The sequence below is a fragment of the Nonomuraea sp. NPDC049607 genome (assembly GCF_040675375.1).
Taxonomy (GTDB): domain Bacteria; phylum Actinomycetota; class Actinomycetes; order Streptosporangiales; family Streptosporangiaceae; genus Nonomuraea.
Genome location: NZ_JBFAOV010000019.1, coordinates 19,243 through 42,888, shown reverse-complemented (window position 1 = coordinate 42,888; position 23,646 = coordinate 19,243). Strand labels below are relative to the sequence as shown.

The 23,646-nt window shown below is 72.2% G+C and carries 24 protein-coding genes; 13 read left to right on the top strand and 11 right to left on the bottom strand.

Translation table 11 applies throughout. From position 1 onward, the window contains the following. Positions 1-67 precede the first annotated feature (67 nt). Entirely contained in the window at positions 68-1,261 is a 1,194-nt protein-coding gene (locus tag AB0J97_RS31365) for an MFS transporter (protein ID WP_364095239.1), read from the bottom strand. Positions 1,262-1,333: 72 nt separating this feature from the next. Here AB0J97_RS31365 and AB0J97_RS31360 point away from each other — a divergent pair, with 72 nt between their 5' ends. Then, positions 1,334-2,305: a helix-turn-helix domain-containing protein gene (locus AB0J97_RS31360; protein WP_364095236.1), complete on the top strand. Its 972-nt coding sequence runs from the start codon at positions 1,334-1,336 to the stop codon at positions 2,303-2,305. Positions 2,306-2,328: 23 nt separating this feature from the next. Here the strand turns inward: AB0J97_RS31360 and AB0J97_RS31355 are convergent, their stop codons facing one another. After that, positions 2,329-2,604 carry a sulfurtransferase TusA family protein gene (locus AB0J97_RS31355; protein WP_357696458.1) on the bottom strand — a complete coding sequence of 92 codons (276 nt, stop codon included), beginning with the start codon at positions 2,602-2,604 and terminating at the stop codon, positions 2,329-2,331. A gap of 162 nt (positions 2,605-2,766) precedes the next feature. On the opposite strand from AB0J97_RS31355, the gene AB0J97_RS31350 reads away from it, so the two are divergent. After that, positions 2,767-4,875, top strand: a complete 2,109-nt coding sequence (locus AB0J97_RS31350; protein ID WP_364095232.1) for a histidine kinase — start codon at positions 2,767-2,769, stop codon at positions 4,873-4,875. Between the two features lie 110 nt (positions 4,876-4,985). Continuing rightward, positions 4,986-5,780, top strand: a complete 795-nt coding sequence (locus AB0J97_RS31345) for a hypothetical protein (RefSeq protein WP_364095229.1) — start codon at positions 4,986-4,988, stop codon at positions 5,778-5,780. Between the two features lie 33 nt (positions 5,781-5,813). On the opposite strand, the gene AB0J97_RS31340 is transcribed toward AB0J97_RS31345, so the two are convergent. Further along, positions 5,814-7,013, bottom strand: a complete 1,200-nt coding sequence (locus tag AB0J97_RS31340; protein ID WP_357696452.1) for a hypothetical protein — start codon at positions 7,011-7,013, stop codon at positions 5,814-5,816. A gap of 142 nt (positions 7,014-7,155) precedes the next feature. On the opposite strand from AB0J97_RS31340, the gene AB0J97_RS31335 reads away from it, so the two are divergent. Together AB0J97_RS31335 and AB0J97_RS31330 are read left to right on the top strand one after the other, a co-directional pair. After that, entirely contained in the window at positions 7,156-8,973 is a 1,818-nt protein-coding gene (locus tag AB0J97_RS31335; RefSeq protein ID WP_364095225.1) for an ABC transporter ATP-binding protein, read from the top strand. Then, positions 8,973-10,796, top strand: coding sequence for an ABC transporter ATP-binding protein (locus AB0J97_RS31330; RefSeq protein ID WP_364095222.1), 1,824 nt, complete (start codon positions 8,973-8,975; stop codon positions 10,794-10,796). The genes AB0J97_RS31335 and AB0J97_RS31330 overlap by 1 nt, the downstream gene beginning before the upstream one ends. A 5-nt stretch (positions 10,797-10,801) precedes the next feature. On the opposite strand, the gene AB0J97_RS31325 is transcribed toward AB0J97_RS31330, so the two are convergent. Further along, on the bottom strand, positions 10,802-12,001 hold the full coding sequence (locus tag AB0J97_RS31325; protein WP_364095219.1) for a PP2C family protein-serine/threonine phosphatase: 1,200 nt from the start codon (positions 11,999-12,001) through the stop codon (positions 10,802-10,804). A gap of 164 nt (positions 12,002-12,165) precedes the next feature. Next, positions 12,166-13,290, bottom strand: a complete 1,125-nt coding sequence (locus AB0J97_RS31320; RefSeq protein ID WP_357696442.1) for a hypothetical protein — start codon at positions 13,288-13,290, stop codon at positions 12,166-12,168. 600 nt (positions 13,291-13,890) lie between these two features. Here AB0J97_RS31320 and AB0J97_RS31315 point away from each other — a divergent pair. Both AB0J97_RS31315 and AB0J97_RS31310 read left to right on the top strand, forming a co-directional pair. After that, positions 13,891-14,187: a hypothetical protein gene (locus tag AB0J97_RS31315; protein WP_357696440.1), complete on the top strand. Its 297-nt coding sequence runs from the start codon at positions 13,891-13,893 to the stop codon at positions 14,185-14,187. 195 nt (positions 14,188-14,382) lie between these two features. Continuing rightward, entirely contained in the window at positions 14,383-14,697 is a 315-nt protein-coding gene (locus AB0J97_RS31310; protein WP_357696438.1) for a hypothetical protein, read from the top strand. On the opposite strand, the gene AB0J97_RS31305 is transcribed toward AB0J97_RS31310, so the two are convergent. The 3 genes from AB0J97_RS31305 to AB0J97_RS31295 are packed head-to-tail and all read right to left on the bottom strand — an operon-like array spanning position 14,694 to position 16,552. Further along, complete coding sequence (locus AB0J97_RS31305) at positions 14,694-15,215, bottom strand: hypothetical protein (RefSeq protein ID WP_357696437.1); 522 nt, start codon at positions 15,213-15,215, stop codon at positions 14,694-14,696. The genes AB0J97_RS31310 and AB0J97_RS31305 overlap by 4 nt on opposite strands. Then, positions 15,215-16,015, bottom strand: coding sequence for an alpha/beta hydrolase (locus tag AB0J97_RS31300; RefSeq protein ID WP_364095214.1), 801 nt, complete (start codon positions 16,013-16,015; stop codon positions 15,215-15,217). Before AB0J97_RS31300 ends, AB0J97_RS31305 begins: the two co-directional genes overlap by 1 nt. 33 nt (positions 16,016-16,048) lie before the next feature. Further along, positions 16,049-16,552, bottom strand: coding sequence for a hypothetical protein (locus tag AB0J97_RS31295; protein WP_364095211.1), 504 nt, complete (start codon positions 16,550-16,552; stop codon positions 16,049-16,051). A 36-nt stretch (positions 16,553-16,588) separates the two neighbouring features. On the opposite strand from AB0J97_RS31295, the gene AB0J97_RS31290 reads away from it, so the two are divergent. Beyond that, complete coding sequence (locus AB0J97_RS31290) at positions 16,589-16,912, top strand: putative quinol monooxygenase (RefSeq protein ID WP_364095208.1); 324 nt, start codon at positions 16,589-16,591, stop codon at positions 16,910-16,912. Here the strand turns inward: AB0J97_RS31290 and AB0J97_RS31285 are convergent. Both AB0J97_RS31285 and AB0J97_RS31280 read right to left on the bottom strand, forming a co-directional pair. Continuing rightward, entirely contained in the window at positions 16,893-17,126 is a 234-nt protein-coding gene (locus AB0J97_RS31285; RefSeq protein WP_364095205.1) for a hypothetical protein, read from the bottom strand. The genes AB0J97_RS31290 and AB0J97_RS31285 overlap by 20 nt on opposite strands. Positions 17,127-17,147: 21 nt before the next feature. Continuing rightward, positions 17,148-18,059 carry a hypothetical protein gene (locus AB0J97_RS31280; RefSeq protein WP_364095202.1) on the bottom strand — a complete coding sequence of 304 codons (912 nt, stop codon included), beginning with the start codon at positions 18,057-18,059 and terminating at the stop codon, positions 17,148-17,150. 343 nt (positions 18,060-18,402) lie between these two features. Here AB0J97_RS31280 and AB0J97_RS31275 point away from each other — a divergent pair, with 343 nt between their 5' ends. Genes AB0J97_RS31275 through AB0J97_RS31255 form a run of 5 tightly spaced genes read left to right on the top strand, consistent with a single transcriptional unit; the run spans position 18,403 to position 23,074 of the window. Continuing rightward, entirely contained in the window at positions 18,403-19,146 is a 744-nt protein-coding gene (locus tag AB0J97_RS31275; protein ID WP_364095199.1) for a trypsin-like peptidase domain-containing protein, read from the top strand. Positions 19,147-19,181: 35 nt separating this feature from the next. Beyond that, positions 19,182-20,159: a MoxR family ATPase gene (locus AB0J97_RS31270; RefSeq protein ID WP_357696421.1), complete on the top strand. Its 978-nt coding sequence runs from the start codon at positions 19,182-19,184 to the stop codon at positions 20,157-20,159. A gap of 6 nt (positions 20,160-20,165) precedes the next feature. Then, positions 20,166-21,050: a DUF58 domain-containing protein gene (locus tag AB0J97_RS31265; protein ID WP_357696419.1), complete on the top strand. Its 885-nt coding sequence runs from the start codon at positions 20,166-20,168 to the stop codon at positions 21,048-21,050. Beyond that, positions 21,047-22,021, top strand: coding sequence for a VWA domain-containing protein (locus AB0J97_RS31260; RefSeq protein WP_364095194.1), 975 nt, complete (start codon positions 21,047-21,049; stop codon positions 22,019-22,021). The genes AB0J97_RS31265 and AB0J97_RS31260 overlap by 4 nt, the downstream gene beginning before the upstream one ends. Further along, the gene (locus AB0J97_RS31255; protein ID WP_364095191.1) at positions 22,022-23,074 is read left to right on the top strand and encodes a VWA domain-containing protein; all 1,053 of its coding nucleotides are present in this window, start codon (positions 22,022-22,024) and stop codon (positions 23,072-23,074) included. Between the two features lie 8 nt (positions 23,075-23,082). Here AB0J97_RS31255 and AB0J97_RS31250 read toward each other — a convergent pair whose 3' ends face one another. Further along, positions 23,083-23,511 carry a DNA-binding protein gene (locus tag AB0J97_RS31250; protein WP_357696413.1) on the bottom strand — a complete coding sequence of 143 codons (429 nt, stop codon included), beginning with the start codon at positions 23,509-23,511 and terminating at the stop codon, positions 23,083-23,085. Between the last annotated feature and the right edge of the window lie 135 nt (positions 23,512-23,646).

Below are 23,646 nucleotides of genomic sequence, written 5' to 3'. Positions count from 1 at the left end.
CGCGGCACGTGCCGTGGGCGACGACGCCGCGACCCTCGAACCTGCCCGCCGCCCGCATGTGGACGAACTACGCCGCGACCGTGACCGGCCCGCCCTCGGAGAGCGGCGACCTCCGACCGAGCCGCCGGACCGGCCCGATCACCAGCAGCGCCGTCACCACGCCGACCGTCACCACGGCCGACACCAGCATGAAGTCACGCGGCTCGACCAGCGCGCTGACCGGGCCGGCCAGCGCCTGCCCGACCGCCATGCCCGCGACCGACCCCGCCACCTGGTAGGCGTTGACCCGGTTCATCACGTCGGGGGCGACCTGCGTCTGCACGGTGGTCGACCACATCACCGACCAGAACGCCATCGCGCACCCCCCGATCAGGTGCCCGGCCATCAGCAGCGGCAGCGGCAGCCCGAGCGCGACCGACAGCGGCACGGGGACGTACCCGATCAGCGCCACCGCTCCCGCCGCCAGCGGCCTGCGCGGCCTCAGCCTGATCGCCACCAGCCCGCCGAGCACGGTCCCGAGGCCGAGCGCCGCCATCACCCACCCGTAGTCGGCCCCGATGACCTGGGACGACAGCGGCACGTACGGCCCCACCACCAGGACGCCCCAGAACACCCAGACCAGGATGACCGACCACATCCAGTTCCTGGCCTTGAACTCCTCCCAGCCCCGGCGCAGGTCGCTCAGCACGTCGGACGGCTCCGGCTTCGGCACGGCGACCCGGACCAGCAGCAGGCACACCGCGCTGACCAGGAACGTCGCGGCGTCCACGGTGTAGACGAAGACCGGCCCGGTGGCCACGATGAGGATCCCGGCCAGCGCGGGCCCGGCGAGCTGGGTGACCGCCTCGGCGATCTTCAGCGTCGCGTTGGCCCGCTGCGGATCCTCGGCGACCAGCGGGACCATGCCGTTGACGCACGGCTCGAACACCCCGGCGGCCATGCCCGACAGGCACGCCATCGCCAGCAGCAGGACGAACGGCGGAGCGCCGTCGAGGAAGGCGACGGCCACGACGCCCTGGGTGACGATCCTGACCACGTCCGCGCCGATCATCAGGCGCCGGGGCCCGATCCGGTCGGCGACCACCCCGCCGAACAACATGACCAGCACGGCCGACGCGGTCCACAGCGCGAGCACGAAGCCGACACCGGCGATCCCGTAGACTTTGCCGATCGCCAGCGCCGAGGCCACGGGCATCATCGCGTCGCCGAGCAGCGAGATCGTGCGGGCCCCGAAGTACAGGGCGAAACTCCTCGTCCACATGAGGCCCAATTCTGGATTTTTCCAGTTCAAAGCACTGGTGTCCCAAATGACATCATTGGGTACATTTGCGCCATGGTCCTGGACTGCCCGGAGACGCCCCCGGCCCCGCCGAGCCCGCATCGCGTGGTCGCCCTGGTCGCGCCGCACCAGGAGCTCTATCCCGTGACCTCCGCCTCGGCGGTCTTCGGCTACCAGGGCTCCGACATCCCCCAGCACTACAGCTTCCGTCTGTGCGCCGAGCAACCCGGCTCGCTGCCCACCACGCTCGGCGTCCCCATGCAGGTGGACAGCGACCTCGAAGCCATCGACGACGCCGACACCGTGATCGTCGCGGGCTGGACCCTCGTCCCTTCGCCGGCCGTGCTCGACGCGGTGTCCCGAGCCCATGCCCGGGGCGCGCGGATCGTCGCCGTCTGCGCCGGGATCTTCATCCCCGCCGCCCTGGGCCTCCTGGACGGCCGCCGCGCGTCCGTCCACTGGGAGCTGTCCGGCGAGCTGGCCGCCCGCCACCCCCTCGTCATCCCCGACGACACCGTCATCTACGTCGACCACGGCGACGTCGCCACCGCCGGGGCCTCGGCCGCCACCCTCGACCTCTGCCTGCACCAGGTCCTCCAGGACCACGGCGCGGCCCACGCCATGCGCATCGGCCGCCAGCTCGCCGCCGGTCCGCACCGCGAGGGCTGCCAGCGCCAGTATCCGCCGCTGCCCACGGCGGGGCCCATGCCGGACTCCCTGGCCCCGCTGCTCGAATGGCTCCTCGGCCGGCTGCCCGACCAGGTCAGCGTGGAGGACATGGCCGCCTATTCGGGGGTCTCGACCCGTACGCTGACCCGCCAGTTCGCCGACCAGCTCGGCGTGCCGCCCGCCCGCTGGCTGCTGGAACGCCGGCTGGCCGCCACCCGGGCCCTGCTGGAGGAGACCGACCTGCCGGTCGAGACCATCGCCACCCGCGTCGGCCTCTCCTCGGCCGTCAACCTCCGGCGCCGCTTCCACACCGCCCTGCGCACCACCCCAGCCGCCTACCGCCGCTCCTTCCGCTGACGGGTCCGCGCCCGTCGCCGTCGCTAGGCCGCGTGCCAGGGACGGGTGGGCTCGGTCTGCCTGGCGGCGTCCGCGACCCGCAGCGCGTACGTCGGGCGCTCGGCGCCGGGCACCGGCCCGAGATAGGCGTGGCCGGTCAGATGGCACCAGGCGGGCAGGTCGTAGGGCGCGGCGGGGTCGGTGGCGATCAGGTGGATCACGGCGCCGGGACCGGCGCGCAGCACGTGCCCGCGCAGCTCGATGAGCAGTTGGACGCACATCTTGTCGCCGCCGTCGATCAGGAGATCAGGTTCGGGCATGCGTCCAGGAAACCATGCGGCGACGTCGAGTAGGTTGAGGCCTGTCCTGGCCCGTGAGGTGACAGGGCGGGCGTCGCACGGTAACGGCCCGGACACAACGGGCGGATTATCCCAGTAAAAGGGCCATAATCCTGTTCAAGTGTTGGGGAAGGCGGTGATGAGATGACCGGGTTCACCGAGATCGCCGAAGAGGTCGGGCCCGCCGACGGCCCCGGAACCGAGCGCGGGCGTGGCTCCGCAGGTCGGGGCGCCAGGCTCGCGCGGATCGCGGCGGTCGTCATGGGGGTGGCGTCCCCGGTCCTCACGGTCGCCGCGCTGCTCGTCTTCGCCCACCTGCCGGAGGCGTGGATCCCGCTGCGGACCGCCACGCCCCAGACGGCCGCCGCCCTGACCTTCCCGGCGGTCGGCGCGTTCCTGATCTTCCACCGGCCCCGGCTGAACATGGCCTGGCTGATGGTCGCGGGCGGGCTCGCGGCCGCCGTCAGCGACCTGTCCAGCGCGCTGATGTTCCGGCTGGCCGCCGACGGCGACCTGGTCACGGCCGGGTTCCTGCGCTTCCCCGCGCAGGTGGGCTGGGCGGTGTGCGGGCTGACGCTCACCATGCTGCTGCCGCTCTACTCGCCCGACGGACGGCTGCCCTCGCCGCGCTGGCGCTGGGTGCTGCTGCTGGGCGCGTTCTCGCTCGGGCTCGACCTGACCCGCGCGGTGTTCCGGCCCGACCCGCCGGCCGGGAGCTATCCGTACCCGGCCGTCATCCCCAATCCGGTCCAGATCCGCGCGCTCGGGCCGTACCTGGAGGCCGTCTCCACGGTCGCCTGGACCGGCATCTACGTCGCGATGGCGCTGACGGCGCTCTCCCTGGCGCTCCGGCTGCGCCGGGCCGACCCGGTGGGCAGGCGGCAGATCGGGTGGCCGCTGTTCGCGTTCGCGGGCTATGTCGTGTTCCTGATCGCGGCCGCGTTCGAGCCGGCGTTCCTGTGGACGAGCGTCGGGTGGGCGGCGCTCATCCCGATCGCCGTCGCGTTCTCGGTGACCCGCTACCGGCTCTACGGCATCGACACGGTGATCAGCCGGGCCTTCGTCGCGGCCGGGCTGGTGGCCGTGGTGAGCGCGGTCTACTTCGGCGCGGGCGCGCTGTCCAGCCTCGTGGTCTCCGGTTACGACGAGATCGCCGGCGTCGCCGCCGCCCTGTTCGCGGGCGCGTTCTTCCAGCCGCTGCGGCGGGTGCTGCAACGCGCCGTCGACCGCCTGCTGTACGGCAGCGTCGGCGACCCCGCCGTGCTGGCCGAACGCCTGACCCAGGCCGTCCGGCGCGGCGACCCGGCCAAGGCGCTGACGTCCGTGGTGAGCGTGCTGCGCGACGGGCTCGCGGTCGAGGGTGTGGCCGTGGAGGTCGCCGACGGCGAGCCGCGGTACGTCGAGAGCGGCCGGGTCGGCTCCGAGCCCCGCCAGGTGCCGCTGGTGTGGCACGGTGAACGCGTCGGCCGCCTGTTCGTCGGGCCGCCCGGCCCGCGCCGATTCCCGGCGGCGCACAACGAGCGCGTGCTCGCCACGCTCACCCCGTACGCCGCCGACGTGGCGCACGCCGTGCGCATGGCCGCCGACCTCCAGCGGTCCAGGGAACGCATCCTGACCGCCAGGGAGGAGGAGCGCCGCCGCCTGCGCCGCGACCTGCACGACGGGCTCGGCCAGACCCTCTCGGCCATGGCCATGACCATCAACATGGCCAGGATGAGCCTGAAGAAGTCCCCCGACGCCGCCGACGAACTGCTGCGCGAGCTGCACGCCGGCATGGGCGCGGTCACCGACGACATCCGCGAGCTGGTGTACGGCCTGCGCCCGCCCGCGCTCGACGACCTCGGCCTGGCCAGGGCGGTCCGCGAGCTGGCCGGGCAGTCGTCCCCGGACACCGAGATCGAGGTGGAGGTCGAGGGGAGCATGGCCGACCTGCCCGCCGCCGTCGAGGTGGCCGTCTACCGGATCGTCCAGGAGGCGCTGACCAACATCCGGCGGCACGCCAGGGCCTCCCGCGCCCGCATCGTGCTCCAGCGGGACTCGGTGCTCCGCGTGATGGTCTCCGACGACGGCCGGGGGCTGCCCGCGTCGTACAGCGCGGGGGTGGGGCTCGGCTCGATGCGGGAACGGGCGGCCGAGCTCGGCGGCATCTGCGTCGTCAACAGCGGGCCGGACGCCGGGACGCGGGTCGAGGTCATGCTGCCCTTGGGCACGGCCGCGAAGGAACCGGTGCGCCCGCCGCGGGCGGGCCGCTGATCACCAGCCTCCAGGCCGGTGCCGGGTAAAATTAACTGATCGTAGTTTTAATCTTACCCATCGTGCGGAACATGGTGAAGTATCACCTCATTCTTCACGGAGGACGTGCATTGCCCCAGCACACACCCCGCCTGGTGATGTACTACCGGACCCACTGCGACTGCGGCCTCTACGTCTCCCCGCTGCCCCTGATCGAACGGCGTACCGGCCTCACCCACCTGGTCGTCGCCACCGTACGGACCGGCGAGGACGGCGTCGTCCGGCTCAACGGCGCCTCGCCCGACTCCCCGGACCTGGCCCAGATGTGGGACGACGTGCAGGTCGCCCAGGTGTACGGCGTACGCGCCCTGGCCATGATCGACGATCTCGCCCGGCTCGACGACGACTTCGAGACCTGCTACCCGCCCCTGCGCCGCCTTCTCGCCCGTCGCCGCCTCGACGGCGCGGACCTCCACCTGACCGAGCCCGTGTCACCGTCCGGCCTCGCACGCCTCCTCGACCGGCTGCGCGCCGACTTCGGCCCCGCCTTCCTCCTCACGCTCACCCCGTCCGCCGGCGTCGACCACGACCAGGTCTTCCGCGAGCGGGGCGCTGATCTCGCCTGGCTCAACCTGCCGATGTACGGCGGCCCGAGGAGCCTGGCCGACCCGTGCGACTACGACGCCGTGCTCGCCGAGGGGCAGGTGCCGGCGGCCAAGCTGGTGGCCGGCGCGGTCACCAGCCCCGACAACGCGGGCGGCGGCTACGTCGAGGTCGACCGCCTGGCCGCCACCGTCGCCGAGCTGCTGTACCGGCATCCGGGGATGGGCGGGGTGAGCGGCTGGGAGTACTTCAACGCCCTGCCCGGCGGCACGGACGCCCCATGGCAGTGGGCCGAACGCATCGGCGCCGCACTCAAACTCTGACCCCGCACCTGTCTGCCCGTCCCATCCGGCGTGTCAGCGCCGCCGTCGTTTCTGTGCGCCCGCCTGCTTGCGCGGCTTGCGGGGCTTCCTGGGCAGACGCCCGCGCTCACCCGGCGGCCGTACGTGCACCCCGCGCCAGCGCTGCAACGTCAGGCGCGCGGCCGAGGCGACCCGGGGCGCCGGATGGTGCTCGATGAGGAAGCGCAGCATCGGGGTGGTGTAGGGATGGTCGCTGCACGTCATCATGCCGAGCATGCTCAGCACGTCCTCGACGTCGAGGTTGCCGGAGAGCTGGAGCACCGACTCGGCGGGCCCGCCGATCTCCATGGCGGCCACGGTCATGTCGGCGTACACCCAGGCCACGTCCACGGGGGCGGGCGGGAGGCCGTGGTCCTCCTTCTCGCGTGCCCGGATGAGCGCCCCCAGCCGGGGCACCTCGCGCAGCGCGGCGGCGATCTCCAGGCCCGGCCCGCCGAGGTCCTCCAGCAGCACGGTCAGGCCGACGGCCCGGCTCAGCGGGCTGACGTCGAGCAGGACGCCGGCGATCTCCTCGGCGGCCCGCGCCGGATCCCGGCCGCCCAGCCAGACGCGCACCTCCTCGGCGCGCTCCTCGTCGTCGTACGTGCGCAGCGCCCGCAGCAGCGTGGGGGCGTCGACGCCGGCCGTGCCGCCGTGGACCGGGATGTCCTGGCCGATGAGGGTCTTGAACAGGTCGAGCGCGCTCCACGTGCCGAGCGGGGTCAGCGACACCGACGAGCCCTCGCGCCGGATCAGCCGCAGCCAGGCCAGCTCGTCGGCCGCCTCGTCGGTCAGCTCGGGGATCTCCGTCAGCAGCAGGGCGTCGCGGTGGCTGAGCAGCATCAGCAGGGTGCTCGTGCCGGCGTCGAGCGCCGCCGCGTCGGCCTCGGGGGAGAACAGCGAGTAGAGGATGTCGCCCCACGTGTCCAGCACGTCGTCGGCGGGCCCCGAGGTCAGGGTCTCGACCGCCGGGCCGGCCGTGGCGGCCCCGTCGCGCACGTCGATGAGCCTGCTGTCCTCCGCCACGCTCCACAACCGCCCGGACTCCGGCCGCGCCGCCCCAGGATCACCGGCGGCGGAGGCGAGTCGGAGCAGGTCGTGGACGATCGGCGTAGCCCGCACCACGGCCGCGAGGTCGTCGGCCGGGAGGAGGCGCACCGGTGGCTGGAGGGTCACTGGCGGCAGCAGGTCCGCCTGATGGAGGAAAGAGTCCACGGTGCGTAAGGTTACTGTTTCATTGTGTGACGTTGCCTGCTCTTTGCCTGCATCGGGTGGCCGGAAAACGCGTGGGATTCTGTCGGTGGCCGGTGATACAAACGGTCCGACGTTCACCCGCCCTCGGCCAAGGGGTTTCACCGTGACCACCGGCAGTTCGGAGTTCTCCGTCGAAGGCGGCCCCCGCTACAACCGGCGGGGGCCGGTCCGCTGGCTCTGGTCCCACCTGCGCCACCACCCGCTCCCCCTGACCGGCTTCCTCGGCGGTTCGCTGGTGATGGTGGTGCTCAACGCGCTGGTCCCGCAGCTCACCGGCGCGGCCTTCGACGCGGTGCTGGGCGGCCGGGGCGAGCCCGCCGCCGCGCTGGGCCTGGTCGCCCTGTCGCTGCTGGCGGTGGTGTCGGCCCGCGGCCTGCTCGACCTCGTCGCCAGGCTGAGCAGCGAGACCCTGGCCAAGCGGCTTGAGCGCGACGCCCGCGACGAGCTCTACGTCGGCCTGCTCGGCAAGAGCCAGACCTTCCACAACCGGCAGCGGGTGGGCGACCTGATGGCGCGGGCGGCCAACGACATCCGCCAGCTCTCCATCATGATCAGCCCGGGGGTCGACCTGATCGTCGACTCCGGGCTCACCGGCCTGGTGCCCCTGTTCTTCATCGCCGCGATCGACCCCCGGCTGCTGCTGGTGCCCGTGGTGTTCGCGGTCATGTTCGCGTTCGCGCTGCGCCACTACATGGGGCAGCTCAACCCGGTGGCCACCCGCATGCGCGACGAGTTCGGCGACCTCAACGCCGGGCTGAGCCAGGCGGTGCGCGGCATCGAGGTGATCAAGGTGACCGCGCAGGAGGAGCAGGAGCGGCTGCGCTTCCGCGCCCACGCCCGGCGCTACCGCGACTCCTTCGTGCGCAACGGCCTGGTCCAGGCCCGTTACCTGCCCACGTTGCTGTTCGCGGCCGCCATGGCCGGGGCGCTGTGGCACGGGCTCCAGCTCCAGGCCGCCGGCGCGATCACGATCGGCGACCTGGTGGCCTTCATGGGGCTGATGGGCATGCTCGGCTTCCCGACCCAGATCTCGATCTTCACGTTCTCGCTGGTGCAGATCGGCATCGTGTCCTCGCGCCGCATCCTCGACATCGTCAACGCCGAGACCGAGCTGGCGCAGCCGTCCGCCGGCCACGCCGCGTCCGTCGAGGGTGAGATCGTCTTCGACGACGTCACGTTCGGCTACGGCTCGGGCGAGCCCGTCCTGCGCGGGGTGTCGTTCACCGTGCGGCCGGGCGAGACGGTGGCGATCGTCGGCGAGACCGGGGCGGGCAAGAGCACGCTGACGAAGCTGGTGCCCCGCATCTACGACGTCACCTCGGGCCGCATCCTGGTCGACGGCGTCGACGTCCGCGAGTGGGACCTCGACTCGCTGCGCTCCCAGATCTCCACCATCGAGCAGGACATCGTGCTGTTCTCGCGGTCCGTGGCCGAGAACATCGCCTTCGGCCTCGGCCAGCGGGCCGACCGCGCGGCCGTGGTCAGGGCGGCGGAGGACGCGCAGGCCGCCGAGTTCGTGGCCGAGCTCGACGACGGCTACGACACCGTCATCGGCGAGCGCGGCCTCACGCTGTCCGGCGGCCAGCGCCAGCGGCTGGCCATCGCGCGGGCGCTGCTGACCGACCCGGCGATCCTCGTCCTCGACGACTCCACCAGCGCCATCGACTCCGCCACGGAAGACCGGATCCAGCAGGCCATCGGCCGCATCCAGGAAGGGCGCACGACCCTGCTGATCACCCACCGGCTCTCCCAGATCCGCTGGGCCGACAAGATCCTGCTGCTGCGGCGCGGCGAGGTGGCCGGCTTCGGCACCCACGACGAGCTGATCGCCGGCAGCCCCCTCTACCGCCGCATCTTCTCCCACTACGACGAGGTCCCGGTCGGCGAGGGCGCGCTCGACGAGCAGGAAAGGGTCCACTGATGGGCTTCATCATGGACGGCCTCGACGCCGAAGACTACGACCGCAGCTACGACGACCGTGACCTGATGCGCCGGATCCTCGCCTACTTCCGCCCCAAGCTGGGCGCGATGCTCCTGGTGGCGACCATGATCGTGCTGGTCTCGGCGGCGCAGGCGGTCCTGCCGCTGCTGGCCAGCCAGGGCGTCGACGCCATCCAGGACGGCACGATCGGCCACGTCGGCCCGTTCCTCGTCGTCGGCATCCTGCTCGCCGGAGCGCTGAGCTGGGCCTTCAACTTCGTCCGCCAGTGGTACAGCGCGCGGGTGACCGGCGACGTCGTGCTCCGCCTGCGCGAGGACGCCTTCGACGCCGTGCTCCAGCGCGACCTGTCGTTCTACGACGAGACCCCCTCGGGCCGCATCGTCAGCCGCGTCACCTCCGACACCGACGACTTCGCCACAGTCTCCGCCCTGACGATGGACCTGATCAGCCAGGTGCTGATGGTGGGCTTCGTCACCGTCCTGCTGTTCCTGCGCAGTGTCGAGCTGGCGTTGCTGACCCTGCTGGTGGCGCCGATCGTGATGGGCCTCGCGCTGGTGTTCCGGCGGCTGGCCAGGTCCAGCACGCGCCGCGCCCAGCGCTCGCTGGGCCGGGTCAACGCCAACCTCCAGGAGACCATGGGCGGCATCGCCGTCGCCAAGAACTTCCGCCAGGAGCGGCAGGTCTACGACGAGTTCCGGCCCATCAACGAGCAGAGCTACCGGGTGACGCTGCGGCAGGGCTTCGTCTTCTCGGCCATCTTCCCCCTGCTGTTCCTCGTGGCCGGGCTCGCGACGGTCGCGCTGGTCCAGCTCGGCGGCACGTCGGTGCTGGGCCACGGCCTGTCGGCGGGCGACTGGTACCTGTTCCTGCAAGGCGTCTCGCTCTTCTGGATGCCGCTGACCTCGATCGCCGCCTTCTGGTCGCAGTTCCAGCAGGGCCTGTCGGCCTCCGAGCGGGTCTTCGCCCTGATCGACGCCCCGCCCCGGGTCGTGCAGACGGGCTCGGCCGACCCCGGCAGGCTGGCCGGGCGCATCGAGTTCGACGACGTCACCTTCGGCTACGACGCGGCCCACCCCGTCCTGCGGAACTTCGACCTGGTCATCGAGGCGGGCGAGACCGTCGCGCTGGTCGGCCACACCGGCGCCGGGAAGTCCACGCTGAGCAAGCTGATCACGAGGTTCTACGAGTTCCAGGAAGGCCGCCTGCAGATCGACGGCCACGACATCCGCTCACTCGACCTCGGCGCCTACCGGCGGCAGATCGGCGCGGTGCCGCAGGCGCCGTTCCTGTTCAGCGGCACGGTCGCCGACAACATCCGCTACCCGCGGCCCACGGCGGGCGACGACGAGGTGCTGGCCGCGGCGGCCGCGGTCGGCGGCGGCGACTGGATCGAGGCCCTGCCCGACGGCCTGCTCACCGACGTGGGCGAGCACGGCCGGGCCCTGTCCATGGGCCAGCGGCAGCTCGTCGCGCTGGCCCGCCTGCTCATCCAGGACCCGGCGATCGTCGTCCTCGACGAGGCCACCGCCAGCGTCGACCCGCTGACCGAGGCCCAGATCCAGGAGGGGCTCGACGTGGTGCTGGCCGGCCGCACCTCGATCGTCATCGCCCACCGGCTGTCCACGATCGAGCACGTCGACCGGATCATCGTGCTCGACCACGGGCAGATCGTGGAGGAAGGCGGCCACGCCGAGCTGCTGGCCCGTGGCGGCCGCTACTGCCAGGTCTACAACACCTACTTCCGCCACCAGTCGCCCAACTACCGCCCCGACAGCGGGTTCGTCGCCGTCGGCGACACCTGACGGCCTCACATGATGAGCCGCTGGTGCCTGCTGCTGCGCCACTCCACCATGAGCACGGTCGCGTCGTCCTGGAGCCGCCCGTGCTGGTGCTCCAGGATGGCCTGCACCAGCCGGCGCAGCGTCTCGGGGGCCGACAGGCCGTCGGCCTCCTGCCGGAGGATGAAGTCGATGAAGCGCTCCAGCCCGAACAGCTCGCCGTCCGGGCTCTGCGCCTCGATGATCCCGTCGGTGTAGAACAGCAGCCGGTCGCCGGGCTGGATCTGGTACTGAAGCTCCCCGGTGCACGGCTGCAGCGAGAAGCCCATCGGCGGGTCGGGCTCGCCGGACAGCGTGGCGACCTGCTGGCCCTCGCGGACCACGAGCGGCGGATGATGCCCCCGGTTCACCCAGGTCAGCCAGCCGGTGCGCAGGTTGAGCTCGGCCAGGATGCCGGTGGTGAAGCGGCCGGTGAACTGCTCGGCGATGGCGGCGTCGATCGCCTGGGCCGTGCCGACGAGATCGGCGCCCTGCCGCCGGCTGTTCCGGCTCGCCCCGACGGCGATGGTGGCCGTCAGCCCGGCGGAGGTGTCGTGGCCCATCGAGTCGAAGATCGACACGTGCAGCGTGTCGCCGGCGATGGCGTAGTCGAAGGCGTCGCCGCCCACCTCGTACGCGGGTTCCAGCACGGCGCTGACGACCACCTCGTCGTTGGCGAACGTCCCGGGCGGCAGCAGGGGCAGCAGCACCTCGGCCGACAGGGTCATCGGCTGGGCGCGGACCAGCCGCGAGTAGGAGTCGCTGTGCGGGCGCTTGCTGATCACCAGCAGCGCGACCAGCGACGCGAGCTGCTTGGCCCGCCACTCGGCCACCTCGTCGTCCTCCTGCACCGTCACCCCGAGCACGCCCATGCGTTCGGTGCCGTCGAGGAGCGGCAGCCACAGCCTGGTCGCACCGCCGGGCACCCGGACGACCTCGGCGTTGCGGAAGGCGACACCGGCGAGCGTGCCGTCGATCCGCAGGACCGCCGGCGGCTCGCCGGACACGTCCTGCTGCTGCGGGATCGGGATGAGCTGCTGTTGTTGCAGGTCGGTGACGTAGACCACGGTGTCGGAGAAGCCCGCCATCGCGGCGTGCCGGGCGACCATGTGCGGCAGCTCCTCCATCGCGGTCAGATGGTTGGCGGACAGCATGCCGCCCAGCATCAGCTCTCCGCCACTGCGCCGCATCGGCCCCCCTCCCTGAGGTCCGTCCGGGAACCTACCCATTTCAAGTGGCCCGTTTCTGCCCCGACGGCCGTCGCTGACACATCCGCACGGTCCGGGCCGGAGGTGTCCCCTCAGCCGTCCGCCTGTTCTTCCGCCAGCGGTCACAGCCGCGAATGCCGCGCCGCCTACAGCAGGCGCGAACGGTTCGAGGCCGCCCTCTTGCGCACCTCGGTGAAGAACACCTCCGTGTGGCGGTGGTGGCGTCGTGTACGGCTGGGCTCCCGGCCGGGCGCAGTGTCCGCGTGCTGGGAGAAGGTCAGCCAGCAGCTGCGGATGCCGTAGAGGAGGTTCTCCAGCAGGTCGAGGGCCGGGCGGCCGGGGTTGAGCGGGGTGATGGGCAGGTAGACCGTGCTGGGGCCGAGGCCGAGCTCGGGATGGTCGGTGCGGGCCTGGGCGATCAGCTCCTCGGCCACGCCGATGCGGTGCTTGGCCTCGGTGACGCCGTAGAGGTGGCCCTCGGCGACGTGCAGGGCGTTGCGGATCATGGGCATGACCGCGTGCCGGGGCGAGCCGCCGCCGCTCATCGCGGAGATGACCTCGGTGAGGCTCTCCTGGGCGGGGGCCTTGATGTTGTCGACCTCGGAGATCGTCTGCATCGGGTGCAGGCCGGTGTGGCGGGCGCTGACGGTCGCGGCGGCGTAGAGCCAGTGGGCCGCCGCGATCGCGGCCGCCGTCGGGTCGATCTTCGTGAACAGCGCCTCCGTGCCGAACGGATGCTGGTGCAGCAGGCTGTCGGCCTGGGCCACCTGAAGGGGCGAGGCGTCCTCCCGGCTGAGCATGACGGCCTGCTGGGCGCGCGCGGTCAGGTCGCCGAGCTCGGCGTTCTCGATGGCGGCCAGCTCCGCGGTGACGTCGGTGGCGACACGGCCGGACAGCCGGGCGAGGTTGATCGTGGCCAGCGTACGGCCGACGCGATGGGCGACCTCCTCCACCCGCGTGGAGTAGAGCGTCAGCGCGCCGTTGGCCGGCCGGACGGGCGCCAGCAGGGCCGGGATGACCGAGGCGAACGCGTCGCGCTCGGCCTGGCGCTGCCAGCCGACGCTGTTCGGGCCGTGCTGGTCGGCGGCGCTGGACGGATGGGTGTAGCAGCGCCAGCAGGCGTGGGACAGCTCCGTGAGGCTGGTGGCCAGGCGGAGGGTGTCCGGGCTCGATGGCACTTCTTCCGCCACGGTGGTGGCGATGTCGCCGATCCCCGTACCCCATGTGGCGATGAGCGCGTGGCGGGTGTGGTCGACGGCGAACCGGGTCACGGAGGCTCCTTAAAACGGGGGGTGTGGGGGAGCGTGATGACATGCTCAGGATGCTTGATCCAGGGTGGGCGTGTAGGGAAATTCGCATTGTTGTCGGTCCCTGATCTGCGGATTTGCCGTGAAATGCGCCAGAAGATTTTTCCGGAGGATGGGCTAGTGGGAGGCCGCTGAGCGGAGGAGTCGCGTTTTATGGGGATATGTCGGCTCCTGGTAGGCATACGGGAGAGGGTCGGCGGGCGCACCCGTGCGGGCGGGGCGGTGCGCCCGTGCGGGCAGGGCGGTGTGCCCATGCGGGCGGTGGCGGTGCGCCCGTGCGGGCGGGGCGGTGTGTTCGTGCGGGCGGTGGCGGTGTGCCCGTGCGGGCGGTGCGCCGTCTCTAGCCGCGTTCCTCCGGGCTGGACCTGTTTCGGTCCGTCACTTTCGGTGGCCAATATCCGCTGGCAGAAAAGAAACGTGGGCGCCGGTGTAATGGAACTCCACCCGGCGAAATCGTGATCATCCCCATGTGGCCGAGCAGTGTGTCACCGTTTTCTCATCCCCGGGGCTCCCGCCCGCCCGTCCGGTGCGGGCCCCTTCCAAGCTGCGCAAAGGCAGGAATGTGTGGACCTAGAAACGCAGATCCTCAGGTTGCTGTTGCGCCTGCGGAAGCTCAAGGCAGGCAGGCCCACCGGCGACCTCACGGCGACCACGACCGGCATCACGCGGATGCAGGCCGACATCGCCGACATCCGGACGGAGATGCGACAGGACTTCGCCGCCCTCGGCGACGAGCTGGCAGCCCTCCGACGCCACATGAACGACCATTTCACCGCCGACCGGTCGCGCTGCTGCAAGGGCCCGGTTCCCGGCTGCCCGCAGGGCGCGTCGGCGTTCGACGCAGGCCCGATCGGATCCTGACCGGCTCCGCTCCAGGCTCAGCCTGAGGCCGTCGCGGCGCCAGGCTGAGCCCCTCCGGGACCCCCGCACCCGTTGCTTCCCGGCCGTCGTGTCGGGTATACACGGGTTGCCACCATGTGCTTACAGCAAGTGGGACCCGGCCGCCCTCCTCCACCGGGCCGGTTCCCTACCTACTACCGGTGAAGGTAGGAGTAAGTGGATGTAGAGGCGGAGATCCTGGACATCAAGCTTCGCGTCCAGGCGCTGGAGGCGACGCTGTGCGCCGAGGCCGACTGTTCGGAGGCGGTGCTCGCCTTCGCCGAGATGAGGGCCGACCTCGCCGAGACCCGGAGCGAGGTGGGCCAGGACGTGACGGCCCTGACCGACGAGCTGCTCGGCCTCCACGGGCAGACCGACGAACACTTCCAGGCGGTCCGGTCGAAGATCCGCCGCCGGCTCGACCTCCTGCGCTGCGAGACCCTCGACCTGGCCATCAGGCTCGACCGCCTGCTGGAGAGGGGCGACTCCTAGCGTGCGCGGGCCCGTCCCTGGGTGAGCAGGGTCCGCATGGTCGCCGGCGGGCGCGCGGCGAGGTCGGCGGCGAAGTGCTCGAAGATGTTGAGTATCGTCCCCTCGGGCAGGCTCTGGAGCTCGCGTTCCCGGCGCACGAACGGCCCGAGCGCGTGCCACATCTCGACGTACCGGCGGTGCAGCAGGGAGCTCACGAACTGCTTGTCGATGATGTCGAGGTGGGCCAGGATCGCGTAGAGCTGGAAGAAGTAGCCGATGTCGTAGATCTTGCGCTGCACGTCGTCGTCCAGGCCCGAGATGCCCTTGTCGCTGGGGAGTTTGGGCAGCTCGTCGCGGATGAAGGCGTAGCTGCGGTGGAACTCCAGCGACCGGAACTCCTTGAGCAGGTCGATCAGCGGTTCGACGTGGTTGCCGTGCCGCTGCGCCCTGAACTGGTTGCGCGCGATGCGCGAGGAGGCCACCACCGCCGAGATGGAGACGATCACGGCCCCGACATTGATCAGCACTGAGACGTCCATCAGGCCTCCTCGGTCAGCTCGGCCACGAAAGCGTGGATCACGTCGTTGACCACGTCCGGACACTGGAGTTGCGGCCAGTGCCCCAGGCAGCGCGGTCGGAGGTCCACCACGGAGATCAGCGGGTTCAGCGAGCGCAGGACCGCGAGGTCGGTGTCCCGGCGGCTACGTACGTAGAGCATCGGCACCGGGCAGCGCCTGCACAGGTCCGTGGGGTCGTACCGCAGGATGTCGTGCCACAGGGGCCGTACGACCTGCTCGGGGGTGCGTTCCAGCGCCCGGAAGACCTCCGCGCGCCCGTCGTGGCCGCCGTCGGGCCCCCAGGCGTCGCTCATGGTGGCCAGGTAGTGGCCGCGCCAGTCGCCCGCCTCGGACTCGCGCGCCCGGGCCGCGTTCGCCCGCCTGTCGGCGGCGGTGACCGCGAAGTTGCTGTCCAGCACCACGACGCCGGAGACGAGCTCGGGCCGGGTCGCGGCGATCATCGCCGCGATCAGGCCCCCGGCGCTGTGACCGGCCAGGACGACCCCGCTCAGCCCCCGCGCGCGCAGCTCACCCGCGACGGCCTCCGCCATGGCCCCGACCGAGTACGCGCCGCCCGCCAGCCCGGGCGACCCGCCGTGCCCGGGAAGATCGAGCCCCAGCAACCCCAGCTCCGGCCTGAGCCCCTGCCACTGCCGGACGAACTGCCCCCGCTCGCACCCCAGCCCGTGCAACAACACGATCGTGGGCCCGCCGGGCAGCTCGGACGGCGGCCGCTCGGACGCGGCGAGACGAAGAGGTGGATTCCCGGTGATGTTCGGCATCGCAGTGACCTCGCAGAAGACGTCACTTCAGGGTTACCCGGCCAACGCCCCGTCCTCCCCGGAGGTTCCCGGCCTGGCGACGTCGAGGAAGGCGGGGCGGGTCCAGGTGGACAGGAGGCGGAGGGCGGTCTGGGTGGGGGAGCCTTCCTCGGCGGTGTGGGCGATCAACGCCTGGTCGGGGTCGTCGGGAAGGCGGAGGGTCTCGAAGCCGAGGTCGAGCCTGCCGACCACCGGGTGCTGGTAGACGTAACGTCCGTGGGTCTTGTCCTTGAGCCGGTGTTCGGCCCAGAGCTCGCGGAACTCCGGGCAGGCCGCGGACAGCTCCTCCACCAGGGCCGCCGTCCGCGGGTCCCCGGGGTGGCGGCCCGCGTCGAGGCGCAGGTAGGCGACCACGTCGGCGGCCTTGGCGGGCCAGTCGGCGTACAGGTCGCGCATGCCCTCGTCCAGGAACACCAGGCGGGCCAGGTTGCGCTGCCGGGGCGGCAGCACGCCGAAGTCGGTGATCAGCGCCGCCGCGAGGTGGTTCCAGGCCAGCACGCCGGCCCGTCCCCAGGCGTGAGGAGGGCACGGGAGATGTCGCTCGTCGTCGTGGCCCAGTGCCTGGCCGCGCCCGGACAGGAGGACCGGCTGCGGACCGCCCTCGAAGCGATGATCGAACCGTCCCTGGACGAGCCCGGCTGCCTGGCCTACCGCGCCTACGCCGACCCCAACCATCCTGCGAGCATGGTGGTGATCGAGGAGTGGGCCAGTGCGCGGGCGCGGCTGGAACACCTCGCCACCCCGCATCACCGCCATGCGGCACAGGTGCTGGCCCTCGTCCTGGCCGAGCCGATGACCCTCCGCACGCTCGTGACCGCCTCCGGTGCGGGTGGGGAGGTCAGCAGCGTTGACCGTTGACGTGGTCGATCGACGGGCTGTGCGTCACCGTCTGGCAGAAGTAGCTGCCGGACGGGATGGTGATCGTGCCGTAGGTGCCGCTCGCGACGATGACGTACCCGATCAGGTCGGAGATGTGAATGCGGGAGCCGCTGGTGCACGTGCAGGAGGCGTCCGTGGCGGCGGCCGGCGCGACGGGCCCGGCCGGGACCGACCGGTCCTGTGGTGTCCGCAAGCGGTCGATGTCGGGCACCCGTCACCGGACGGCGGTGAGGTCGACGACCACGAAGTCGCCGCCGCGGCGGAAGACCGCGAGGCCGCTGCCCGCCGGCGCCCTGAAGCGGACCTGCGGGTCGATGTCCCGCAGCTCGGCGGTGACGCCTGATCGCAGGTCGTGGACCAGTGCGCGGTCGGGCAGCTGGGCGGTGAGAAATCGGTCCTGCTGTAATGGTTGCGGCCCGACCCCTGACACGTCCACGTCGCGTCGTCCTCGCCCGTCCCGGTCCTGGACGTGGGCGATGGACGTCCGGTCCGGGCGGGTCACGCAGATCGTGACGCCGCAGGCCATGACGTCGTTCCGGGTGTGCTTCTCGCCGGTCTCGACGTTCGTGACGGACCGGAAGGGGGTCTCGGTGTCGCCGAACGTCCCGGGTGAGCCGATCCAGGGCCAGCTCAGGATGTGCTGACCACGCGTGCCTTCGACGCGCCGCGGCCGGCCGCCTTCGAGGCCCACGGTGAAGACGCCGTCGTCGCCGGTCGACCAGGCGAGGCGGTCCGGGGTGACGGCGATGCCCGTGACCATGCCCGTGACCATGCCCGTGACCATGCCCGTGACCATGCCCGTGACCATGCCCGTGACCATGCCCGTGACGCGGCCGGCGGGGGAGGCCGGGGGCAGCGGAGCCGAGGTGAGCCGGCGCGGTTCGCCGCCGTCCGCCGGGACGGTCCACAGGTCGGCGGTTCTCCTGTCGCCGTCCCCGCGCGCCGTCCACCAGGCGATCCGGCCCTGGCCCGCGGTGAAGCCGTCGGGGAAGAGGGTGGTGCCGGAGGGGCGGGGGAGGGCGGCGAGCCTGGTCGCCTTGGCGGTGTTCACGTCGTAGGCGTAGAGGCCGCCGGGCTTTCCCGATCCCGCCGCGGCGGTCAGGAGGAGCCTGGTGGCGTCCAGCATCAGGCGTGGCCGGACCTTTCTGCCGTCGGGTAATTCGGCCGGTAACACGTGCACTGCTCCGGGCCACACCTTCTCCACGGGTTCCGGAGCCGAGAGGACGGGTGCGCCCGGCTTTCCGCCACTTTTCGGCCCGGACAGAACGTGAATTGTGGCAGCCGAAATGGCTGCCACCGCCACGGTGGAGACGATCGCCGTGATGAGACCGCGGCGGGGCCGGGCAAATGTGTTGGTCATTTACGAGTCCTTCTTTATAGCGGTTTTCGGTGCGATTCATGAGTATGGGGGCATGGAGTGCGTGCCGCAGGAGGGCGGTGCGGCCGAGGCTCGGGGAACCGGGAGAGCCGTGGCCGCTCGGCGGGTCGTCGTCGGGGGCGGGGTGCTGGTCGTGGCGGTGCTGGCGTACTGGCTGGGCGGCGGCGGTGGTGGCAGGGAGAGCGCCGGAGGAAGGCCCGGCGTGACGCCGACGCCCAGCGCGACGCCCGCGGTGCCGGACGTCTTCCGGAAGGTCGGGCCGTCGGTGGTGGTCGTCCGGGCGGGGAAGTCGTTCGGCACGGGGGTGATCGCGGCCGAGGACGGGACGGTCCTGACGGCGCATCACGTGGTCAAGGGCTCGAAGAACGTCGATCTCACGTTCGCCGACGGGACCAGGGCGAAGGCCGTCGTGGCCGCGGCGAACCCCAAGCGGGACGTCGCCGTGCTCAAGCCGGCGAAGCTGCCGGAGATCGTCGTGCCGGCGACGCTCGGCGGCGCCGTGGACGTCGGGGCGCCGGTCGTGGCGATCGGCAATCCGCTCGGCCTGACCTACAGCGTCTCCACCGGCGTGGTGTCGGGCCTCGACCGGACCACCGGCGGGACCGCCGAGGACGGCGGCCTGAACGGGCTGATCCAGTTCGACGCCTCCGTCAACCCGGGGAGCTCCGGCGGGCCGCTTCTGGACGCCCGCGGACTGGTCGTCGGGATCGTCGTCTCGATCGCCGACCCCGGGGGCGACGACGCGTTCGCGGGCATCGCGTTCGCGGTGCCGATCGGCGTGGCCCTGGGCGGCGACGAAGGCGACGGACCGCCGGGCGACGGACCACAGATCTGACCCACCTTGCGCGTAGCGTCGAGAGAAGGGACACCATGACCCCACCCCCGTCTCATCCGCTCGAACAGGTCCTGTTCGAGGTCAAGCGCACCATCGTCGGCCAGGACGTCCTGCTCGAACGCATGGCCGTGGCCCTGATCGCCGACGGTCACCTGCTGGTGGAAGGCGTACCGGGCCTGGCCAAGACCTTGGCGGTCCGGTCCCTGGCGGCGGCGATCACGGGCGGTTTCCAGCGCGTCCAGTTCACCCCCGACCTGGTCCCCGCCGACCTCGTGGGCACGCGGGTCTACCACCAGCACTCCGGCGAGTTCAGGACGGAGCTCGGCCCGGTGTTCACCAACCTCCTGCTCGCCGACGAGATCAACCGCGCCCCCGCCAAGGTGCAGAGCGCCCTGCTGGAGGTGATGCAGGAGCACCAGGTGACGATCGGCCGGGAGACGTTCCAGGTGCCGGAGCCGTTCCTGGTCATGGCCACGGAGAACCCGATCGAGTCGGAGGGCACCTACCCGCTCCCGGAGGCGCAGGTCGACCGGTTCATGATGAAGGTGGTCGTCGGCTACCCCGCCCAGAACGAGGAACAGGCGATCGTCGAACGCGCGCTGCGCCCACCGGACCCACCGCAGCCGACGGTCACGACCGCCGAGCTGATGGAGATGCGGGCCCGCGCCCGGCAGGTGTACGTCGATCCGTCGATCGTCGACTACGCCGTACGCCTGGTCGCCGTGACCCGTTCGCCGGGCACGGCCGGGCTGGGCGAGCTGGAACGGTACGTCACGTACGGGGCCAGCCCGCGCGCGTCCATCGCGCTCGTGACGGGTGCCCGCGCGCTGGCCTTCCTGCGCGGCCGCGACTACGTCCTGCCGGACGACCTGTCCGAACTGGCCCTCGACGTGCTGCGTCACCGTCTGGTGCTGTCGTACGAGGCCCTGGCCGACGACGTGGACGCCGACACGATCATCACCCGGGTGCTCGGGGCCGTCCGCGCGCCCGACGTCGTCCTGCGGAACCGCTGAGCCGTCATGGCCACCGCCCCCGAGAAACTGCTGCTCCGCCTGGAGTGGAAGGTCGTCCGCAGGCTGGACGGCCGCCTCCAGGGCGCCCACCGCACCGCCCACCGCGGCTCCGGCGTCGACTTCACCGGCCTGCGCCCCTACACCGGCGGCGACGACGCCCGGCACATCGACTGGAACGTCACCGCCCGCCTGGACGAACCCCACCTGCGCGTGTTCACCGAGGACCGCGAGCTGACCGTGTGGCTGGTGCTCGACCGTTCGGCCTCGATGGCGGCCGGACGGCCGGGACGCGGCAAGCACGACGTGCTGGCCGAGCTGGCGCTCGTCCTCGCCCGGCTGTTCGGGCGGGGCGGCAACCGCGTCGGCGCGCTGCTGTTCGACAACGGGATGTCGCGCGTCGTGCCGCCGGGCGCCTCCCGGCGGCACACGCTGCGGATCGGCGCCGAGCTGGACCGCACCGCCGGCGCGCGCGCCGGCGCCACCACCGACCTGGCCCGGATGCTCGACGCGGCCGGACGGCTGGCGCGCCGCCGCTCGCTCGTCGTCGTCCTGTCGGACTTCATCGGCGACGGCGACTGGGAACATTCGCTCCGGCGCCTGGCCCGGCGGCACGAGGTCGTCGCCCTGCGGATCGTGGACACGGCCGACGACGTGCTGCCCGAGGCCGGGCTGATCGTGGTCGAGGACGCCGAGACCGGCGAGCAGCTCGTCGTCGACTCCGCCGACCCGCTGCTGCGGATCCGCTTCCGCGAGGCCGTGGACGCCCGCGACGCCCGGCTCGCGGCGGGCATGCGCCGGGCCGGGGTGCCGGTCCACCGCGTCGGCACCGACCGTGACCTGGTCGAGGCGCTGGTCGAGGTCGTCGCCCGGACCGGGGACCGGTCGCCGTGACGGGGATCATCGGTGATCGCCTGACCCTGTCGTCCCCGCTGCTGCTGGCCGCCGGGCTGCTCGTGACGGCGGCGCTGGCCTGGGCGGCCGTCGTCTCGGCCCGCCGCCGCAGGTCGGCGCTCGCCGCGGCCGGGTTCGCCGGGGCGGGCGGGCGCGGGGCGTACCTAGGGACCGGCCTGACGGTCGCCGGCGTCGGCGTGCTCGCGCTGGCCACCGCGGGGCCGGCGGCGATGGTGCCGGTGCCGCGGACGGCGGGCACCGTCGTCCTCGCCGTGGACGTCTCCAACAGCATGGGCGCCGACGACGTCGCGCCGACCAGGCTGGCGGCCGCGCAGCGGGCGGCCCGCGCGTTCGTGTCGGCGCAGCCCGACAGCGTGGACATCGGGGTCGTCGCGTTCGAACGGGGCGCGCTCACCACCGCGCGGCCCGCCGCCGACCACTCCGTCGCGCTCAAGGCCATCGACCGGCTGAAGGTCACCGGCGGCACCTCGCTCGGGGCGGCCATCACCGCCTCGCTGACGGCCATCACCGGCAGGCAGGTGGTCGTCGGCCGCGACGGCGCGCCGCCCGACGTCGGCTACTGGCCGTCGGCGACGATCGTGATGTTCTCCGACGGCCAGAACCAGGGCGGCGACGTCGAGCGGGCCGCCGCCGCGGCGCAGAAGGCGGGCGTGCGCATCCACACCGTCGGGATCGGCACCACGGCCGGGACGGCGGTGCGGGTCGACGGCTACCACCTGCAGACCGCGCTCGACGAGGACACCCTCACCACGATCGCGCGGACCACCGGCGGCGGCTACCATCCGGCCGCCGACGCCACGCGGCTCGACGGCGTCGCCGACACGATCGACCTGCGGCTCACCGTCTCCGACGAGCCGCTGCCCCTCGCCGGCGGGCTGATCGGGCTCGCCCTCGTGCTGCTCGCCGCGGGCGCGGCGCTCACCGTGCTGCGGTCCGGACGGGTGATCTGAATGTCGATGTCATGGCCCTGGGCGCTGCTGTCCGCGCTGGTCATCCCGTTGATCTTCGCGATCCGCTGGTGGGCGTTCCGCCGCCGGCGGCGGAACGCCGTGCGCGTCACCTCGATCGCGCTCGTACGGGCCGCTCTTCCCGGGCGTACGCGCTGGACGCGGCGGATCCCGGTGGCGCTCTTCGTCGCCGGGCTCGCGCTGCTCGCGGTCGGGGCGGCGCGGCCGCAGGCGTCGGTGCCGGTGCCGACGCGGTCGACGACGATCCTGCTCGCGCTCGACACCTCCGGCTCCATGTGCTCCACGGACGTCGACCCCAACCGCATCACCGCCGCCCGGAAGGCCGCCGCCGGCTTCATCGAGTCGCAGCGCGGCGGACCGCGCATCGGCCTGGTCACCTTCGCCGGCACCGCGGGCCTGCTCGTCCCGCCCACCGACGACACCGACACCCTGATCGAGGCGCTGGACGGGCTCACCGTCGCCCGCGGCACCGCGATCGGGCAGGCCATGCTCACCTCGATCGACGCGATCGCCGAGGTGGACCCGTCGGTCGCGGCCACCTCGGCCACCCCTCCCGCCGCCGGCTCGGGGTACGCGGGCGCCGCCATCGTCGTGCTCACCGACGGCGCCAACACCCAGGGCGTCGAGCCGCAGCGGGCCGCCCAGGAGGCGGCGCTGCGCCGCGTACGGGTGTTCACCATCGGCTTCGGCACCACGAACCCGGCGGCGATGGTGTGCGACAACTCGCAGTTCGACGGTCGTGGCTTCCGCGGATGGGGAAGCGGGTTCGGCGGCGGTGGGGGCTTCGACCGGGGTCGCAACCCCCAGGTCATCGACGAGCCCGCACTCCGCGAGATCGCCCGGACGACCGGCGGCTCCTACCACCGCGCCGAGAACGCCGACCAGCTCGAAACCGCCCTGGACGCCCTTCCCGGCGCCTTCACCGTCGTCCGGGAACGGGTGGACGCGGCCGCCGTGTTCGCCGGGGCCGGCGCCCTGCTCGTCGTCGCGGCGCTGTCGCTCTCCCTCTGGTGGAACCGCCCGCGCCGCACCTGAGCGCCCGGCTAGTCGGACGCGGTCTCCGTCCGTTCGGTGAGGCGTTCGTGGCGCTGCCGGGCGGCCTGCGCGGTGCCCAGCCCGAGCCCGAAGGCGATCTCCTGCCAGGTCATCCCGCGCCCCCGGGCCATGCCCAGCAGCGCGGCCTCCAGCGCGTCCAGCTCCCCGCGGACCAGCGGGACGAGGCTCAACGCGGCGGTGATGTCGGCCTGGTCCACCTCCGGCTCGCCGTCGTCCAACTTCGCGGCCCCGCTGAGCAGGAACGACACCAGCCGGACGGCCTCGTGCGGACCGATGACCGACGGGTGCGCCTGCCGGCTCCGCTGCTCGTCGGTGGCGGCATGCCGCTCGGCGATCCGGAACAGGGAGGCGTGCACCCGCTGAAGGCGCGCCTGCTCGGCGTCCGGCGGGGAGAAGGGGTGGTCAGTGCTCGACATGGAGGTAACAATGCCGTCCGACGCAATCTGATGTCAACAGCCTGTTTTGAACGACTTGTTCAAGATGACTCGGCCGGTTGAGGGTTTCAGGCGAGGGGAGCCGTCGTTGAAGCGCAAAGGTTACACCGAAAGTTC

Excerpts from the sequence above, each read along its gene's own strand:
- AB0J97_RS31365 (WP_364095239.1), bottom strand. The coding sequence starts at position 1,261 with ATGTGGACGAGGAGTTTCGCCCTGTACTTCGGGGCCCGCACGATCTCG.
- AB0J97_RS31360 (WP_364095236.1), top strand. The coding sequence starts at position 1,334 with ATGGTCCTGGACTGCCCGGAGACGCCCCCGGCCCCGCCGAGCCCGCAT.
- AB0J97_RS31355 (WP_357696458.1), bottom strand. The coding sequence starts at position 2,604 with ATGCCCGAACCTGATCTCCTGATCGACGGCGGCGACAAGATGTGCGTC.
- AB0J97_RS31350 (WP_364095232.1), top strand. The coding sequence starts at position 2,767 with ATGACCGGGTTCACCGAGATCGCCGAAGAGGTCGGGCCCGCCGACGGC.
- AB0J97_RS31330 (WP_364095222.1), top strand. The coding sequence starts at position 8,973 with ATGGGCTTCATCATGGACGGCCTCGACGCCGAAGACTACGACCGCAGC.
- AB0J97_RS31325 (WP_364095219.1), bottom strand. The coding sequence starts at position 12,001 with ATGCGGCGCAGTGGCGGAGAGCTGATGCTGGGCGGCATGCTGTCCGCC.
- AB0J97_RS31305 (WP_357696437.1), bottom strand. The coding sequence starts at position 15,215 with ATGGACGTCTCAGTGCTGATCAATGTCGGGGCCGTGATCGTCTCCATC.
- AB0J97_RS31300 (WP_364095214.1), bottom strand. The coding sequence starts at position 16,015 with ATGCCGAACATCACCGGGAATCCACCTCTTCGTCTCGCCGCGTCCGAG.
- AB0J97_RS31290 (WP_364095208.1), top strand. The coding sequence starts at position 16,589 with ATGTCGCTCGTCGTCGTGGCCCAGTGCCTGGCCGCGCCCGGACAGGAG.
- AB0J97_RS31280 (WP_364095202.1), bottom strand. The coding sequence starts at position 18,059 with ATGCTGGACGCCACCAGGCTCCTCCTGACCGCCGCGGCGGGATCGGGA.
- AB0J97_RS31270 (WP_357696421.1), top strand. The coding sequence starts at position 19,182 with ATGACCCCACCCCCGTCTCATCCGCTCGAACAGGTCCTGTTCGAGGTC.
- AB0J97_RS31265 (WP_357696419.1), top strand. The coding sequence starts at position 20,166 with ATGGCCACCGCCCCCGAGAAACTGCTGCTCCGCCTGGAGTGGAAGGTC.
- AB0J97_RS31255 (WP_364095191.1), top strand. The coding sequence starts at position 22,022 with ATGTCGATGTCATGGCCCTGGGCGCTGCTGTCCGCGCTGGTCATCCCG.
- AB0J97_RS31250 (WP_357696413.1), bottom strand. The coding sequence starts at position 23,511 with ATGTCGAGCACTGACCACCCCTTCTCCCCGCCGGACGCCGAGCAGGCG.